This is a genomic window from Terriglobales bacterium, from assembly GCA_035573675.1.
Classification (GTDB): Bacteria; Acidobacteriota; Terriglobia; order Terriglobales; family Acidobacteriaceae; genus DATMAB01.
Map to the genome: position 1 here is coordinate 120,741 of DATMAB010000013.1, position 13,809 is coordinate 134,549.

Here is a 13,809-nt window from a genome sequence, read left to right on the forward strand (position 1 = left end):
GCCTCTTCTTTTATAGCATGGGGCGGCGGGACTGGGTAGGCCCGAGTCTGGTAGGCTGGAGACCTGCAAGCCGAGTCCTGAGCGCCCCGAGGAGCATCCGTCCATGCTTACAACCGAGGATCCAGCCATGCGGAAAGCCATGTTCTTGACAGTCGTATTGCTGCTGTTGCTGCCGTTGGTGCTGATGTCGGGTGCGGTGGCCGCACAGACCAGTGTGGCTACGAACACGGCACAGACGAGCGCCGCGGCGGCCGGGAGCGCAACGGGCGCGAGCGCCACCACGAGCGCGCCTGCGCCGACGCCGCCCAAGACCAAGATCGCCATCGTGGAGGACACCCTGCACGGACACAAGATCGTTGATCCCTATCGCTACCTCGAGAACGGCGACGACCCTGCGACGCAGGAGTTCGGCCGCGACCAGTACGCTTACACGCGCGCGGTGCTGGATCCGCTGCCGGGGCGCGACCGGATGCGGGCGCGGCTGACCGAGCTGCTCTCCATCGGGACACTGGGCGTCTCGCCGCAAATCGCGGGCGGATGGTATTTCTACACGCGGCGCGACGCCGGGCAGAACCAGCCGGTGCTGTACGCGCGCAAGGGTGTGGACGGCCGGGACCGCGTGCTGGTGGACGTGAACAAGATGGCCGCCGATGCAACCATCGCGCTCGACTACTGGACGGTTTCCGACGACGGCAAGTACGTGGTCTCGTTTACCTCGCCGAGCGGCACCGAGCACTGCGTGATCCGCATCCTGGAGACGGCCACCGGCCAGCAGCTTCCGGAAGAGATCTACGTAGGGCGCGGGCGCAGCCTGGCCTTTCTGCCGGACAATTCGGGCTTCTACTACACGCGCTTCCCGAAGAAAGGAACGGTGCCGGCAGGCGAGGAGATGTACAACCCGCGCATCTTCTATCACAAGCTGGGCACGGCGCCGGACGGCAGCGAGGACAAGCTGGTGTTCGGCGAGGGCCTGCACCCGCAGCACTGGCCGAGCGTTTCGCTTTCCGAAGACGGCCGCTGGATGCTGATCCAGATCTTCCAGGGGTGGACGAAGACGGAGCTGAAGATCAAGGACCTGAAGTCGGACGGCCCGTTCGTCGACGTCACCAGCGGCAAGGACTTCCTGTACACGGGCTTCGTTTACAAGGGTGACGTCTACATCCACACCAATGAGGATGCGCCGAAGTATCGCGTCTTCCGCGTGGCGGCAGAGAATCCGGCACGCACCGCCTGGAAGGAAATCATCCCGGAAACCGAGAACGTGCTGCAGACAGTGGCGCTGGTCGGAGGCAAGCTGGTCACGGAATACCAGAAGAACGCGGCCTCGCTGGTAAAGGTGTTCACGCTCGAAGGCAAGCCGGCGGGCGAGGTGCCGTTGCCCACGCTGGGCACCGTGGGCGGCATCGGCGGGCAGCACGACAGCCCGCAGGCGCTGATCAACTTCCATTCCTACACGGTGCCGCCGGTGTTGATTCGCTACGACATCGCCGACGGGAAGACGGGCGTGTTCGCGAAGATCGAGGCGCCGATTGATCCGTCACCCTACGAGGTCAAGCAGGTCTGGTACACCTCGAAGGACGGGACCAAGGTGCCGATGTTCATCGTGAGTCGCAAGGGGCTGAAGCTCGACGGCAACAATCCCACGCTACTCTACGGCTACGGCGGCTTCCAGCAAAGCATGACGCCGCAGTTCCGGCGGTCGTTGTTCCTGTGGCTGGACGCGGGCGGCGTGTACGCCGAGGCCAACCTGCGCGGCGGCTCCGAGTTCGGCGAAGAGTGGCATCGCGCGGGGATGCTGGAGAAGAAACAGAACGTCTTCGACGACTTCATCGCCGCGGCCGAGTACCTGATCCAGGAGAAGTACACGAACAAGGACCGGCTGGCGATCCAGGGCGGGTCGAACGGGGGCCTGCTGGTGGGGGCGGCGCTGACGCAGCGTCCGGAACTGTTCCGCGCCGTGGTGTGTCAGGTGCCGCTGCTCGACATGCTGCGCTACCAGAACTTCCAAATCGCCAAACTCTGGATTCCCGAATACGGCTCGGCGGAAGACCCCAAGCAGTTCGATTTCCTGTATGCGTACTCGCCCTACCATCGCGTGAAGGAGGGCACGGAGTATCCGGCAATCCTGATCACGACGGCGGAGAGCGATACGCGCGTCGATCCCATGCACTCACGCAAGATGACGGCGCGGCTGCAAGCGGTGGCAAAAAACGGCGCCGACCGGCCCATCCTGCTGCGCATCGAGCCCAAGGCCGGGCACGGACAGGGCAAGCCGGTGAGCAAGCAGATCGAGGAAGGGATTGATGTGTGGTCGTTCCTGTTCTGGCAGTTGGGTGTGAAGCAGTAAGCGATAAGCGATAAGCAATAAGCGAGGGGCGCCGGGAGGCGCCCTTTTTTTGCTGCCCTCCCTCGCTCGCCCTCATTCCACACAGTTCGGTCGGGCGAACTCGGGAGGGCAGCGGGGTGTTTCCCTGGCCGCCACAACCTAGTCGAGAGTCCGGTTACCGGCGATTCACTTGTCCGTCTGTTGGGCACGATTCTGCCGGATCTTCCGTCGCCCCTCAGGTCAAGGGCTCCTCGTTTCTGGCGCTGGCCGCCGCTGCAGCAGTGGTTGACGGGCGCGACGATTGCAGATTGCCGGTTGCTGATTGATGATGGACACCTGCGATGCCTGGCCCACGCCTATCTCCGATGATCCGGCTGATGGCGGTTATCGTGTGCCTGGGGCTGGCGGCGTGCCGGCGGGTACCGAGCGAATACTCGGCGGAGATGGTGCTGCGCACGGTGTCGCGGCATCCCGTGTTCGAAGAAATCGCGTACGAGAAGCTGGAAGCGAAGGTGGCGGCGACGGACGGAAGAGTCCGGCTGGAGACGCCGGATTTCGTGCTGATTCTTTCCTTAGAGAACGGCAGGGAGGTCTGGACACCTTCCAGCGGAGCAAGCGGGCGCTCGGGCGGCGGCGCGCAGGATTCGCAAGGCCGGGGCTGGCTGCTGCTGAAGCGCGGGCGGCTGGAGGTGGAGGACCCGGGCAAGCCGGGCGGCCCGCCGCCGAAGATACGCCAGCCGATGATGCGCAAGTACATCGCGCTGACGCCGCAGAACCTGTCGGCATGGCCGCGACTGGGAGCGCTGGTGGTGCTGGCGTCGCAACTTGCGCCGCCGCCCGACGGCAAGGCGCACGTGTGCGTGGAGCGGGCGAAAGACTGCCGCAAGGTGGCGACGGAGGCCATCGGCGGACGCGCCGCCGAGAAATGGGAGTACGTCGAGGGCGACCGCCCTGTGCGCGTGTGGACAGACGCCAAGCTGGGGATCCCGGTGCGCAGCGACCTGTTCGAAGTGAAGAGCATCTTCGTGGGGCCGCAGGAGCGGGAATTGTTTGAGAGGCCGAGCGAGTATGAGGAGTACGGCGCGGCTGAGACGCCGCGCAAACGCCTCAACCTTCCTTGACAGCGGGCGCGATGGCGCGATAACTTCCGAGGGCTTTCCCGGCGGTCTAATTTTCGCCCGCAGGAGCGCAGCGTCCGTGCCCCAACGCCTGATCACGTTCACCACCGACTTCGGCACCAGCGACCACTACGTGGGCACGATGAAGGGCGTGATCCTGATGATCAATCCGCAGGCGCAGATCGTGGACATTTCCAACCACCTGCACTCCTATGACGTGCTGGACGGCGCGCTGACCATCGCCCAGGCCTACCGCTACTTTCCGTCCAACACGCTGCACATCGTGCTGGTGGATCCGGGCGTGGGGACGTCGCGGCGTCCGCTGCTGGCGGTGACCGAGAAGCACGTCTTCCTGGCGCCGGATAACGGGGTGCTCTCGCTGGTGTACGAGATGGAAGAGCGGCTGCAGGTCTTCCACATCACCGCGGACCACTACTTTCTGCAGCCCATGAGCCAGACCTTCCACGGACGCGACCTGTTCGCGGCCGTGGCCGGATGGCTGAGCAAGGGCGTGGAGGTGACGAAGTTCGGCGACGAGATCACCGACTTCGTGCGCTTCGCGGCTCCCAAGCCCAAGCCCATCAGCGAGAAGCTGATGAAAGGCGTGGTGCTGAAAGTGGACAAGTTCGGCAACCTGATCACCAACTTCACACCCAAGGACGTGCCGCAATTGTTCGAACCCGAGCCGCCGCCGTTCAAGATCCTGATCGGCAAGAACGAAGTGCTGCGCATGCGCAAGGCCTACGCGGAAGGCGCGGCCGGCGAGGTGTTCGGCATCCTGGGGTCGATGGGATATCTCGAGATCGCGACGCACCGTGGCGCCGCGGCGCGCGCGCTGGGCGCGGACAAGGGCAGCGATGTCGGCGTGCTGTTCGGCGAAGCGCCGGCAGGGGGATGAAAAGCCGGCCACGGATGCACACGGATTAACACGGATTCCTTCATTTTCCTTTCAACCGCAACACCTGCCTTCGAAGTGCTTTCCCAAGACTCTGTGCCAACCGCAGGCCACAAGCGGACTTCCGTGTTGATCCGTGAAATCCGTAGCTAGGGATTCTTGGGTTTAGGGCGGGCGTAGCGATCCATCTCGGCGGTCCATTCAAGGAAGCGGGTCAGGTTGTGGCGCTCGCGCCAGAAGAATCCCCAGAACTCGAGAAAACCGACCTGGTTCATCTTCAAGCCGCAATAGGTTTCGATGCGCCACTTGAGATAAGGACTGCGCCAGGGCGCCAGACGATGCCCGCGCGTGGCGTTCCAGAGGAAGCGGAGGATGTAGCGCATTTGCGTGTCGCTTCGAGTATAGCGGGGAAGAGGGCGCAGTGAGCAGTAAGGAGTAAGCAGTAGGCGATAGGCGACAAAGAGCTGCGTGCTAGAATCCGGCGAGGATGAGCGATTCCAGCAACCGACACACGGCGGAAGACCACTACTACGCGGCGCTGGACCTGTTCGCCGAGGGCCGGCACGAAGAGGCGGTGGCGGAGTATCAGCGGTCGCTGGAGATCGACCCCGCGTTCGCTGACGCGCTGCACGGGTTGGCGCGCGCCTATCAGGACCTGGAGCGCTACGACGAAGCCATCGAGGTGGCGAAGCGAGCCGCCGAACTCGATCCCAACGACGTGCTGGCCCACACCAGCCTCTCCATCCTGTATCAAAAGAAGGGCATGATCGCGGAAGCCGAAGCGGAAGGAAACAAGGCGCGGATCCTGGGGTGGAAGCAGGAGTTGAAAAAGAAAGCGACTAGCGAGTAGCTGCTAGCCGCTAGCTTTTGGCTTTTTGGCTCTTGGCTCTTGGCTTTGACGTGCCCCGCAAACACCCAGGTCCTTCGCTCGGGCTACCCGTGCACGATCAGCCGCACCGTGATGCGCGGCTGCGGCGTAGGCGCGCGCGTTTCTCCCTCGCTCAGGATGACGGCACATTCAAGACATCGCTGGAGAAGCGAAACTCAAGCCTGGGCTACCAGCTTAGCTCCAAGCATTTGGCTATGAGCCAAAGGCTAAGAGCCAATTGCAGCGTCACACCGAGTATTTCTTCAACAAGTGCCGGAAGGAGCGGTAGGAGAGCTTGAGGAGTTCGGCGGCGCGGGTCTGGACGCCGCCGGACTGGCGCAGGGCGCTCTCGATGAGCGAGCGCTCGACTTCGGCGACATAACGCTCGAGGTCGAGCCCGTCGGGCGGGACGGTGAAGGGAGCCGAGACGGCAGCGGGGCCGCGGGCGCGAGGCCGCTCCTGGGGCAGCTGGACGTGCAGCTCGTCGGAGGCTTCCAGAGCGACGGCGCGCTCGATGGTGTTCTCGAGCTGGCGCACGTTGCCCGGCCAGTCGTAGGCGTTCAGTTGCTCGAGCGCCGCGGCGGCGATGCGGCGGATGGATTTGCCGGCGGCGGGCGCGTACTTCTTGAGGAAATGATTGGCCAGCAACGGGATGTCGTCGCGACGTTCACGCAGCGGCGGCACCCGCACCGGGATGACGGCGAGGCGGTAGTACAGGTCCTCGCGGAACGCGCCGTCGGCCACCGCCTGCTCAAGTTCCTTGTTGGTGGCGGAGATGACGCGCACATCGACGCCGACTTCCTGCGTGCCGCCCACGGGGCGCAGGCAGCGCTCCTGCAGCACGCGCAGCAGCTTGACCTGCATGGCCAGGCTCATTTCGCTGACTTCGTCCAGGAAGAGGGTGCCGCCGCCGGCGGCTTCGAACAGGCCGCGCTTGTTCTGCGTGGCGCCGGTGAAGGCGCCCTTCACGTAGCCGAAAAGTTCGCTTTCCAGCAGCGTTTCCGGAAAAGCGCCGCAGTTGACGGAGACGAAGGGCTCGGCGGCGCGGGGCGAGCAGGTGTGAATGGCGCGCGCCACCAACTCCTTGCCGGTGCCGCTCTCGCCCTGGATGAGGACGCTGGAGCCGGTGGGGGCGACGGCCCGCACCGTTTCCTTGAGCTTTTCCATGGCAGCCGATGAGCCGATGATGTTTTCCAGCGAGTTGCGGCTGGCGGCGTCGCGGCGGAAGGCCAGGTTCTGGCGGCGCAGGTTCAGGGTCTCCGTGGCGCGCGCGATAGAGAGGCGCACCTCGTCGACCAGGTTGGTCTCCTTGAGGATGTAATCGAAAGCGCCGGCTTTCACGGCCTGGATGGCGGTTTCCAGTTCGCCCACGGCGGTCATGAGCACGACGGCGGAATCGGGCGAGGTCTGGCGGGCGAACCGAAGGACCTCGATGCCGTCGGTGACCGGCATCTTGATATCGGTGACGATGACGTCGTAGAGCGCCGACCGGATCTTCTTGCGCGCGGCTTCGCCCGAGGTGACGGTCTCCACCTTGTGGCCGTCCTTGCGCAGCATCATCTCCAGGAGCTGGCAGGCGGAGACGTTGTCGTCGCAGACCAGGATGTTAGCCATTGGCCACCTGCTGTGCGGTTTCCGGGACGGCAGCGGGCGCTCCGGGCACGTCGGGAACGTCGGCACGCTTGATTTCGAGCAGGAACTCGGCGCCCTGGCCATCAGCCGAGTGCACCGAGATGCGGGCGTCATGCGCCTGCACGATCTGGTAGACGATGGCCAGGCCCAGGCCCATGCCGCCCTCGAAGTCGGACTGGAAGGGCTCGAAGATCTTGTCCAGCTTGTCCGGGGGGATGCCATGGCCGGTGTCGGCGAAACGGATCTGCCACCACCCGTTCCGGGGAAGCAGCGAGACGCTGAGCGTGCCGCCTTCGGGCATGGCGCGGACCGCGTTCTCACACAAGTTCCAGAAGACCTGTTTCATGCGGTTGCCGTCCACGATAGCGTGGGCCTCCGCGGTCCGGTAGTCGCGCACGATGTGGAAGGGCGCGTGGGCGGGCTGGGGCCGGTTCTCCAGCAGCTTGAGCGTGTCCTCGAGCAGAGGCCGAAGATCGTGGCGGGAAAACTCGTAGCCCTTCTCGCGCGAGTAGGCCAGGAACTCGTTGATGATGTTGTTCAGGCGCTGGGATTCGCGGGTGACGATCTCGGCCAGGGTGCGCTGCTCGTCGTCGAGCGGCGAATGCTCGGAGAGGGCCTTCACGGAGCCGGCAATGGAAGAGAGCGGATTCTTGATCTCGTGGGCGATGCCCTCGGCCATGCGGCCGACGGCGGCCAGGCGGTCGCGCATGCGGACTTCGCGCTCCAGGCGGCGGATGTCGGTGAGGTCGTCGAAGGCGTAGACGTACCCGATGGTGCCGCGCTCGGGCACCGTAAGCGCCGAAGCGGTGACGGCGAACGTCTTCTCCTGGCCGCTGGGCGACTGGTAGCGGACCTCGCCGTGGGTGCGGAAGGAGCCCACCGCCGGCAGCCGGTCGAGGAAAAGACGGTTCACCGGGAGCCCGAAGACTTCGGCGGCCCGGCGCTCGAGCAATCGCTGGCCCGGGGCATTGAGCAGGCTGATGTGGCCATCGAGCCCGGTGGTGATCAGGCCGCCACTCATGGAGTTGATGATGTTCTCGTGCAGGGCCTGCAGGTTTTCCAGGGCGCCCGAGGCGTCCTGCAGTTGCACGTCCACCTGCCGCAGCTTCATGGCCAGCGTGCTGGAAAGATAGGCGATCAGCAGGTAACCGAACAGGTTGATGAAGATAGTGGCCTGAAGCGCCTTCAGGTCGGGACGGGTCACGGAGAAAGGACGGATCACTTCGAACACATAGGTCAGCTCCAGGAGCGCCCCGTAGCAGATGAAGGAGAGCGCGGCCACCAGGTAGGCCCAGGCGCGGGTCATCAGGATGCTGGCCACGATGACCACCAGCGGAAACAGGAAGATGTGGAAATAGGAGTCGATGCCGCCGGTGACGTAGACCACCACTGTGGCGAAGAGCAGATCGGTGAAGACCTGCAAGCGGGCTTGCATCCGGTAGTCGTCCCAGAGGGAGACCAGCAGGGCAAAAAAGACAGCGATGGTGTACCAGAGCAGGATGACGGAGAGAAAGATGTTCTCCGGAACGTTGGTGCGGGTAAGCCGGATGATGGCCAGCTCGATGGCCAGCAGGAAGGTGATGACAATGATGCGCACCTTGACCAGCCAGGCCAGCCAGGTGCGCTCGTTGAATTCCGGTGTCATCCTTCAGCCCGGCCGCGGAGAAAGGGTCGGAGTCCGCGGAGGCGTCCCGGGCGCAAGCCCGGGACGCCGTTCGAGTCTCAGCCCGACAGTTTGCCGATCATGGCGAACAGCGGCAGATAGAGAGCAATGATGATGCCGCCGACGGCCACGCCCAGGAAGCCGATCATCATGGGCTCCAGCAAGGTGAGCATGTCCTTGGTGGCAGCATCGACCTCGTCCTCGTAGAAATCCGCGATCTTTTGCAGCATGGCATCCATGGCGCCGGTGGCCTCGCCCACGCCGATCATCTGCGACACCATGTTGGGGAAGACGCCGCTCTCCCGCAAGGGATCGACAATGGTGCGGCCCTGTTCGATGGCGCTGCGCACTTTCATGAGCGCCTCCTCCATCACGGCGTTGCCCGAGGTGCGGGCAGTGATGGTGAGCCCGTCGAGGATGGGTACGCCGGAGGCGATCAGCGTGCCCAGCGTGCGGGTGAAGCGGGCCACGGCGATCTTGCGCAGCAACATGCCGATGACCGGCAGGTTGAGCATGAACTTGTCGAAGGCGTAGCGCCCGCGTGGATCCTTGAGGAACTGCTTGAAGCCCCAAACCAGCGCGATCACGCCCGGAATCCACAGCCACCAGAGCTTGAGGAAGAAGTAGCCCAGCCCGCCGCTGATGCCCAGCACGATGCGGGTGGGCAGGGGCAACTCGACCCCGAGTCCGGTGAACAGGTTCTTGAAGATGGGAACGACGAAGATCATCAGACCGGCCACCACCAGGATGGCGATGCTGATGACGGAAACCGGGTAGATGAGGGCGGACTTGATGGCCGACTTGAGCTTGACCTCCTTCTCCACGTAGGTGGCCAGGCGCTGCAGGATCTGGTCGAGAATGCCGCCCGTCTCGCCGGCCTCGATCATGTTGGTCTTGAGGTCGTCAAAGATGTTGGGGAACTGGCGCATGGCGTTGGCCAGCGTGGAACCGCCTTCCACCGAGGAGCGCACCCCGGTGATGGCGCGCTGGAAGGTGGCGTTTTCCTGGTTCGCAGCCAGGATTTCCAGACACTGCACCAGCGGCAGACCGGCATCGATCATGACCGAGAACTGGCGCAGGAAGATGCCGATATCCTTGGTGGCCACCTTGCCGGAACCAAACTTCGGCAGGGCGAATTCTTTGCCCTTCTCCTTGATGGCGCTGGGGGTGATGCGCTCGCGGCGCAGCATCTGGTCCAGCACCTGTTTGTTGACCGCCACCCGTTCGCCGGAGACTTTGTTCCCGGTAGCATCCAGGCCGGTAAACGTGAACGTCGGCATATTCACCTCCCGTGATTCGAATGCCTGGCGGCGCGAACCCCTAGCGGCGCACCGCCGCCGGCGGCGCAGCCTTGCCGGCCGCGCCCCGGTTGATCATTTCCTGCAACTCGTCGGGGTTGGACGAGCGCTGCATAGCGGTTTCCAGCGTAATCAGCTTCTGGAAGTACAGCGAAGCCAGCGATTGGTTGAAGGTCTGCATGCCGAACTTGTCCTGCCCGGCCTGCATGGCGGAGTAAATCTGGTGAATCTTGTCTTCACGGATCAGGTTGCGGATGGCGGCGTTGGGAATCAGGATCTCCATGGCCATGCAACGGCCCTGGCCGCCGATCTTGGGCAGGAGGGCCTGGCAGAGGATGCCCTCCAGCACCAGCGAGAGCTGGGCGCGGATCTGCGACTGCTGGTGCGCCGGGAATACGTCGATGACGCGGTTGATGGTGGAGGACGCAGAGTTGGTGTGCAAAGTCCCGAAGGTGAGGTGGCCGGTTTCCGCGATGCGCAGGGCGGATTCGATGGTCTCCAGGTCGCGCATCTCGCCGATGAGCACGACGTCGGGGTCTTCGCGCAGTGCGGCGCGCAGGGCGTTGGTGAACGACTTGGTGTCGGAATGGACCTCGCGCTGGTTCACCAGGCACTTCTTGTGCTGGTGTACGAACTCGATGGGGTCCTCGATGGTGATCATGTGCTCGTGGCGCTCGCTGTTGATCTTGTCCAGCATGGCGGCGAGCGTGGTGGACTTGCCCGAACCGGTCGGGCCTGTCACCAGCACGAGGCCGCGCGGTTTCTCGCACAGCTTGGCGACGACCGGCGGCAGGTTGAGTTGCGCGAACGACTTGATCTCGAAGGGGATGACGCGGAAGACGGCGGCGGTGGCGCCGCGCTGGTTGAAGCAGTTGGCGCGGAAGCGCGCCAGGCCCTTCAGGCCGAAAGAGAAGTCCAGCTCCAAGTTCTCCTCGAAGCGGTGCTTCTGGGCGTCGGTCATGACGCTGTAGGCCAGTTGCTTGGTCTCCGCGGGCGTGAGCGGCGGCATGTCCAGCGGGTTCAGGTGCCCGTGCACGCGGATCTGGGGCGGCGAATTGGTGGTGATGTGGAGGTCGCTGCCTCCCATGTCGAGCATCTTCTTGAGCAGATCGCTCAGGGTCGCCGTAGCCACGATGATCCTCTCGCTTTCTCCGTACTCAGTGCACGGTCTCGCGGGCCACTTCTTCCAGCGTCGTGACCCCGTCCATCACCTTGATGAGCCCGCTGCGGCGCAGCGTGAACATGCCGCGCTCCACGGCCTTCTTCTTGAGTTCGAGTGCCGAGGCACCCACCAGAATCAGCTCACGCAATTCGTCGTCGACTTCCATCACTTCATACAAACCGGCGCGGCCCTTGTAGCCGGTGTTGTTACAGGTGCCGCAACCCTTGCCCTTGAAGATCTTGGCCGTCTTGGCTTCGTCGGGACCGAAACCGGCCTCCACCTTGGCCTGGTAGGGCAGATCCACTTCCTCGATGCAATCCTTGCAGATGCGGCGCACCAGGCGCTGGGCCACGATGAGGTGCACCGAGGTGGCCACCAGGAAGGGCTCGATGCCCATGTTCATCAGCCGGCTGATGGTCTCCGGGGCGCCGTTGGTGTGCAGCGTGGACAGCACCAGGTGGCCGGTGAGCGCCGCCTTGATGGCGATTTCCGCGGTCTCGAAGTCGCGAATCTCGCCCACCAGGATGATGTTCGGGTCCTGGCGCAGGAAGGCGCGCAGCGCGGCGGCGAAGTTCAGCCCGATGGACTCCTTCATCTGCACCTGGTTGACCCCGGCGAGCTGGAACTCCACCGGGTCCTCGGCGGTCATGATGTTGGTGTCCGGCGTGTTTAACCGCGAGATGGCGGAGTACAGCGTGTTGGTTTTCCCCGACCCCGTCGGCCCGGTGACTAAGACCATGCCGAAGGGCTTGAGGATGGCGCGCTCAAACTTGACCAGCGATTCGGGTTCGAAGCCGAGCTTGGTCATGTCAAGGCGCAGGTTTTCCTTGTCCAGCAGGCGGAGGACGATCTTCTCGCCCCAGAGCGTCGGCAGGGTGCTGACGCGGTAGTCGAGCTGTTTCTTGCGGCCGCCGATCTGCATCTTGAGCATGATGCGGCCGTCCTGCGGCAGGCGCTTCTCGCTGATATCCAGCTTGGCCATGATCTTGATGCGGGAGGTGATGGCGTCCTTGAGCTTGGCCGGCGGCGACATGATGGATTGCAGCATGCCGTCGATGCGGAAACGGACCCGGTACTCCTTCTCGTAGGGCTCGATGTGGATGTCACTGGCGCCGCGCTTGACCGCATCGGAGAGGATGATGTTTACCAGTTTGACAATCGGAGCCTCGTCGGCGGCCTTTTCCAGCTCGCCCAGGGCCATCTCCTCTTCTTCTGCCTGTAGCTCGACGTCGGCTTCGCCGCCCTCGACCTGGGCCATGACCTTTTCCAGGTCCTCTTCCGCCGAGGTGCCGTAGGCCTTCTCGATGGCGGCCATGATGGCGCTCTCGGAGGCCACGACCGGCTCGATGTTGAAGCCGGTCATGAACTTGATGTCGTCCATGGCGAACACGTTGGTGGGATCGACCATGGCGATGGTCAGCGAAGCGCCCACGCGGCTGAGGGGCAGGATCTGATAGCGCTTGGCGGTCTCCTGCGGGACCAGCTTCACCACCGAAGAGTCCACTTCGAAATACTGCAGATTGATGGCGGGCACGCCGTACTGCCGGGAGAGGAAGTTGGTGACGTCGTCGTCGGTGAGGAAGCCCAGCTTGACCAGCGAGGAACCGAGCCGGCAGTTGTTCTCCTTCTGATGCTTGAGGGCCTGCTCCAACTGTTCGGTGTTGATGACCTTCTCTTTGACCAGGAGGTCGCCCAGCCTCTGTGACATGATCCGGTTTCTCCCCTCCGGGAACGCGCTGGACTCGGCCCGCGCCGACAGACCGAGGCGGCATGAATACGCACAGCGCCGCCGCGACGCACGCAGGGTGATTTTGGCGAATCCTATGCGGAGTGACAAGAAATGTCAATCGGCAGATGTTATGACAGTGGTAAACCTTGGCCCGTCCGCAGCTGGTCCTTCCGGACATTTCCGCCGTGTCCTTCCGGGTTTGCGCTCTAGAATGCCCGGATGGAGCGTGAACAGGCCCTTCGCCGCTACTACCGAGCCCTGCGGGCGGCCTGGGGACCGCAGAACTGGTGGCCGGCGAGGACTCAGTTCGAGGTAATCGCCGGCGCCTTCCTGACCCAGAACACCGCCTGGAGCAACGTGGAACGGGCGCTGCAGGCCATGCGTCGCGCCGGCGTACTTTCGGTCGCGGGCGTCCGGCGGACGCCCAGGCCACGCCTGGAGCGCCTGATCCGCTCCGCCGGTTACTTCCGCCAGAAGGCGCAGCGGCTGAAGAACTTTGTGCGCCACGTGGACGAGCGCTACGGTGGCTCACTCGCGCGCATGTTCGCCCGGCCCACTGCGGCACTGCGCGCAGAACTCCTGGCGCTGGACGGCATCGGTCCGGAGACGGCCGATTCCATCCTGCTCTACGCCGGCGGACACGCGTCGTTCGTCGTCGATGCCTATACGCACAGAATCCTTGAGCGGCACCGGATCATTGGCAAGAAGTGGCGGTACGAACAGATCCGTGAGCTGTTCCAGCGCGCGATGGTGCAAGACCAGGTGACTTCCCCTCAGGGCCTAAGGCCCGAGTCTGTAGTGGATCTCAACGGCCCGACCAAAGTCGGGCTCCTCCGAAGGCCAAGAGGTACGCTGTCTGGAAACTCGAAACTGGAAGCTCGAAACTCGCGGCTTCGCCCTCGCAAATACGAAGCGCCGAACGCGAGCGCGACAGCGCAGGTCTACAACGAGTATCACGCCCTGCTGGTGCGCGTAGGCAAACACCACTGCAAGAAGAAGCGGGCAGAGTGCTTGGGGTGTCCCCTGGAGCCGTTCTTGCCCCCGCGCCGGGGTTCAGCAGCGCCCGGCCGCGGAATATAATCTGGGCATGACTCCGGACGCCCAGCCGGAGCGGGCCC

11 protein-coding genes are annotated in these 13,809 nt (G+C 64.0%); 5 read left to right on the top strand and 6 right to left on the bottom strand.

Features of this window, described 5'->3' with window-relative positions; all coding sequences use genetic code 11:
• The first annotated feature begins 139 nt into the window (after positions 1 to 139).
• The 3 genes from VNK82_05210 (at position 140) to VNK82_05220 (ending at position 4,342) form a co-directional block, all read left to right on the top strand.
• On the top strand, positions 140 to 2,347 hold the full coding sequence (locus tag VNK82_05210) for a prolyl oligopeptidase family serine peptidase (protein ID HXE90345.1): 2,208 nt from the start codon (positions 140 to 142) through the stop codon (positions 2,345 to 2,347).
• Between the two features lie 356 nt (positions 2,348 to 2,703).
• Positions 2,704 to 3,447 carry a hypothetical protein gene (locus tag VNK82_05215; GenBank protein ID HXE90346.1) on the top strand — a complete coding sequence of 248 codons (744 nt, stop codon included), beginning with the start codon at positions 2,704 to 2,706 and terminating at the stop codon, positions 3,445 to 3,447.
• A gap of 76 nt (positions 3,448 to 3,523) precedes the next feature.
• Entirely contained in the window at positions 3,524 to 4,342 is an 819-nt protein-coding gene (locus VNK82_05220; protein ID HXE90347.1) for an SAM-dependent chlorinase/fluorinase, read from the top strand.
• A 146-nt stretch (positions 4,343 to 4,488) separates the two neighbouring features.
• Here the strand turns inward: VNK82_05220 and VNK82_05225 are convergent, their stop codons facing one another.
• Positions 4,489 to 4,722, bottom strand: coding sequence for a hypothetical protein (locus tag VNK82_05225; protein HXE90348.1), 234 nt, complete (start codon positions 4,720 to 4,722; stop codon positions 4,489 to 4,491).
• A 104-nt stretch (positions 4,723 to 4,826) separates the two neighbouring features.
• On the opposite strand from VNK82_05225, the gene VNK82_05230 reads away from it, so the two are divergent.
• Positions 4,827 to 5,189, top strand: a complete 363-nt coding sequence (locus VNK82_05230; GenBank protein HXE90349.1) for a tetratricopeptide repeat protein — start codon at positions 4,827 to 4,829, stop codon at positions 5,187 to 5,189.
• A 264-nt stretch (positions 5,190 to 5,453) separates the two neighbouring features.
• Here the strand turns inward: VNK82_05230 and VNK82_05235 are convergent, their stop codons facing one another.
• The 5 genes from VNK82_05235 to pilB form a co-directional block, all read right to left on the bottom strand.
• Complete coding sequence (locus VNK82_05235; GenBank protein HXE90350.1) at positions 5,454 to 6,821, bottom strand: sigma-54 dependent transcriptional regulator; 1,368 nt, start codon at positions 6,819 to 6,821, stop codon at positions 5,454 to 5,456.
• The gene (locus tag VNK82_05240; GenBank protein ID HXE90351.1) at positions 6,814 to 8,484 is read right to left on the bottom strand and encodes an ATP-binding protein; all 1,671 of its coding nucleotides are present in this window, start codon (positions 8,482 to 8,484) and stop codon (positions 6,814 to 6,816) included. Before VNK82_05240 ends, VNK82_05235 begins: the two co-directional genes overlap by 8 nt.
• A gap of 77 nt (positions 8,485 to 8,561) precedes the next feature.
• Complete coding sequence (locus VNK82_05245) at positions 8,562 to 9,782, bottom strand: type II secretion system F family protein (GenBank protein HXE90352.1); 1,221 nt, start codon at positions 9,780 to 9,782, stop codon at positions 8,562 to 8,564.
• Between the two features lie 40 nt (positions 9,783 to 9,822).
• A complete protein-coding gene (locus VNK82_05250) occupies positions 9,823 to 10,932 on the bottom strand; it encodes a type IV pilus twitching motility protein PilT (GenBank protein ID HXE90353.1) in 1,110 nt (369 codons plus the stop codon).
• Positions 10,933 to 10,957: 25 nt separating this feature from the next.
• Positions 10,958 to 12,670, bottom strand: a complete 1,713-nt coding sequence (pilB, locus tag VNK82_05255) for a type IV-A pilus assembly ATPase PilB (protein ID HXE90354.1) — start codon at positions 12,668 to 12,670, stop codon at positions 10,958 to 10,960.
• 240 nt (positions 12,671 to 12,910) lie between these two features.
• Here pilB and VNK82_05260 point away from each other — a divergent pair, with 240 nt between their 5' ends.
• Positions 12,911 to 13,771: a hypothetical protein gene (locus VNK82_05260; protein HXE90355.1), complete on the top strand. Its 861-nt coding sequence runs from the start codon at positions 12,911 to 12,913 to the stop codon at positions 13,769 to 13,771.
• Positions 13,772 to 13,809: the final 38 nt, after the last annotated feature.

Bases quoted from the DNA above. Each gene is read 5' to 3' on its own strand.
- VNK82_05225 (HXE90348.1), bottom strand. From the start codon at position 4,722: ATGCGCTACATCCTCCGCTTCCTCTGGAACGCCACGCGCGGGCATCGT.
- VNK82_05260 (HXE90355.1), top strand. From the start codon at position 12,911: ATGGAGCGTGAACAGGCCCTTCGCCGCTACTACCGAGCCCTGCGGGCG.
- VNK82_05230 (HXE90349.1), top strand. From the start codon at position 4,827: ATGAGCGATTCCAGCAACCGACACACGGCGGAAGACCACTACTACGCG.
- VNK82_05235 (HXE90350.1), bottom strand. From the start codon at position 6,821: ATGGCTAACATCCTGGTCTGCGACGACAACGTCTCCGCCTGCCAGCTC.
- VNK82_05245 (HXE90352.1), bottom strand. From the start codon at position 9,782: ATGCCGACGTTCACGTTTACCGGCCTGGATGCTACCGGGAACAAAGTC.
- VNK82_05240 (HXE90351.1), bottom strand. From the start codon at position 8,484: ATGACACCGGAATTCAACGAGCGCACCTGGCTGGCCTGGCTGGTCAAG.
- VNK82_05210 (HXE90345.1), top strand. From the start codon at position 140: ATGTTCTTGACAGTCGTATTGCTGCTGTTGCTGCCGTTGGTGCTGATG.
- VNK82_05215 (HXE90346.1), top strand. From the start codon at position 2,704: ATGGCGGTTATCGTGTGCCTGGGGCTGGCGGCGTGCCGGCGGGTACCG.
- pilB (HXE90354.1), bottom strand. From the start codon at position 12,670: ATGTCACAGAGGCTGGGCGACCTCCTGGTCAAAGAGAAGGTCATCAAC.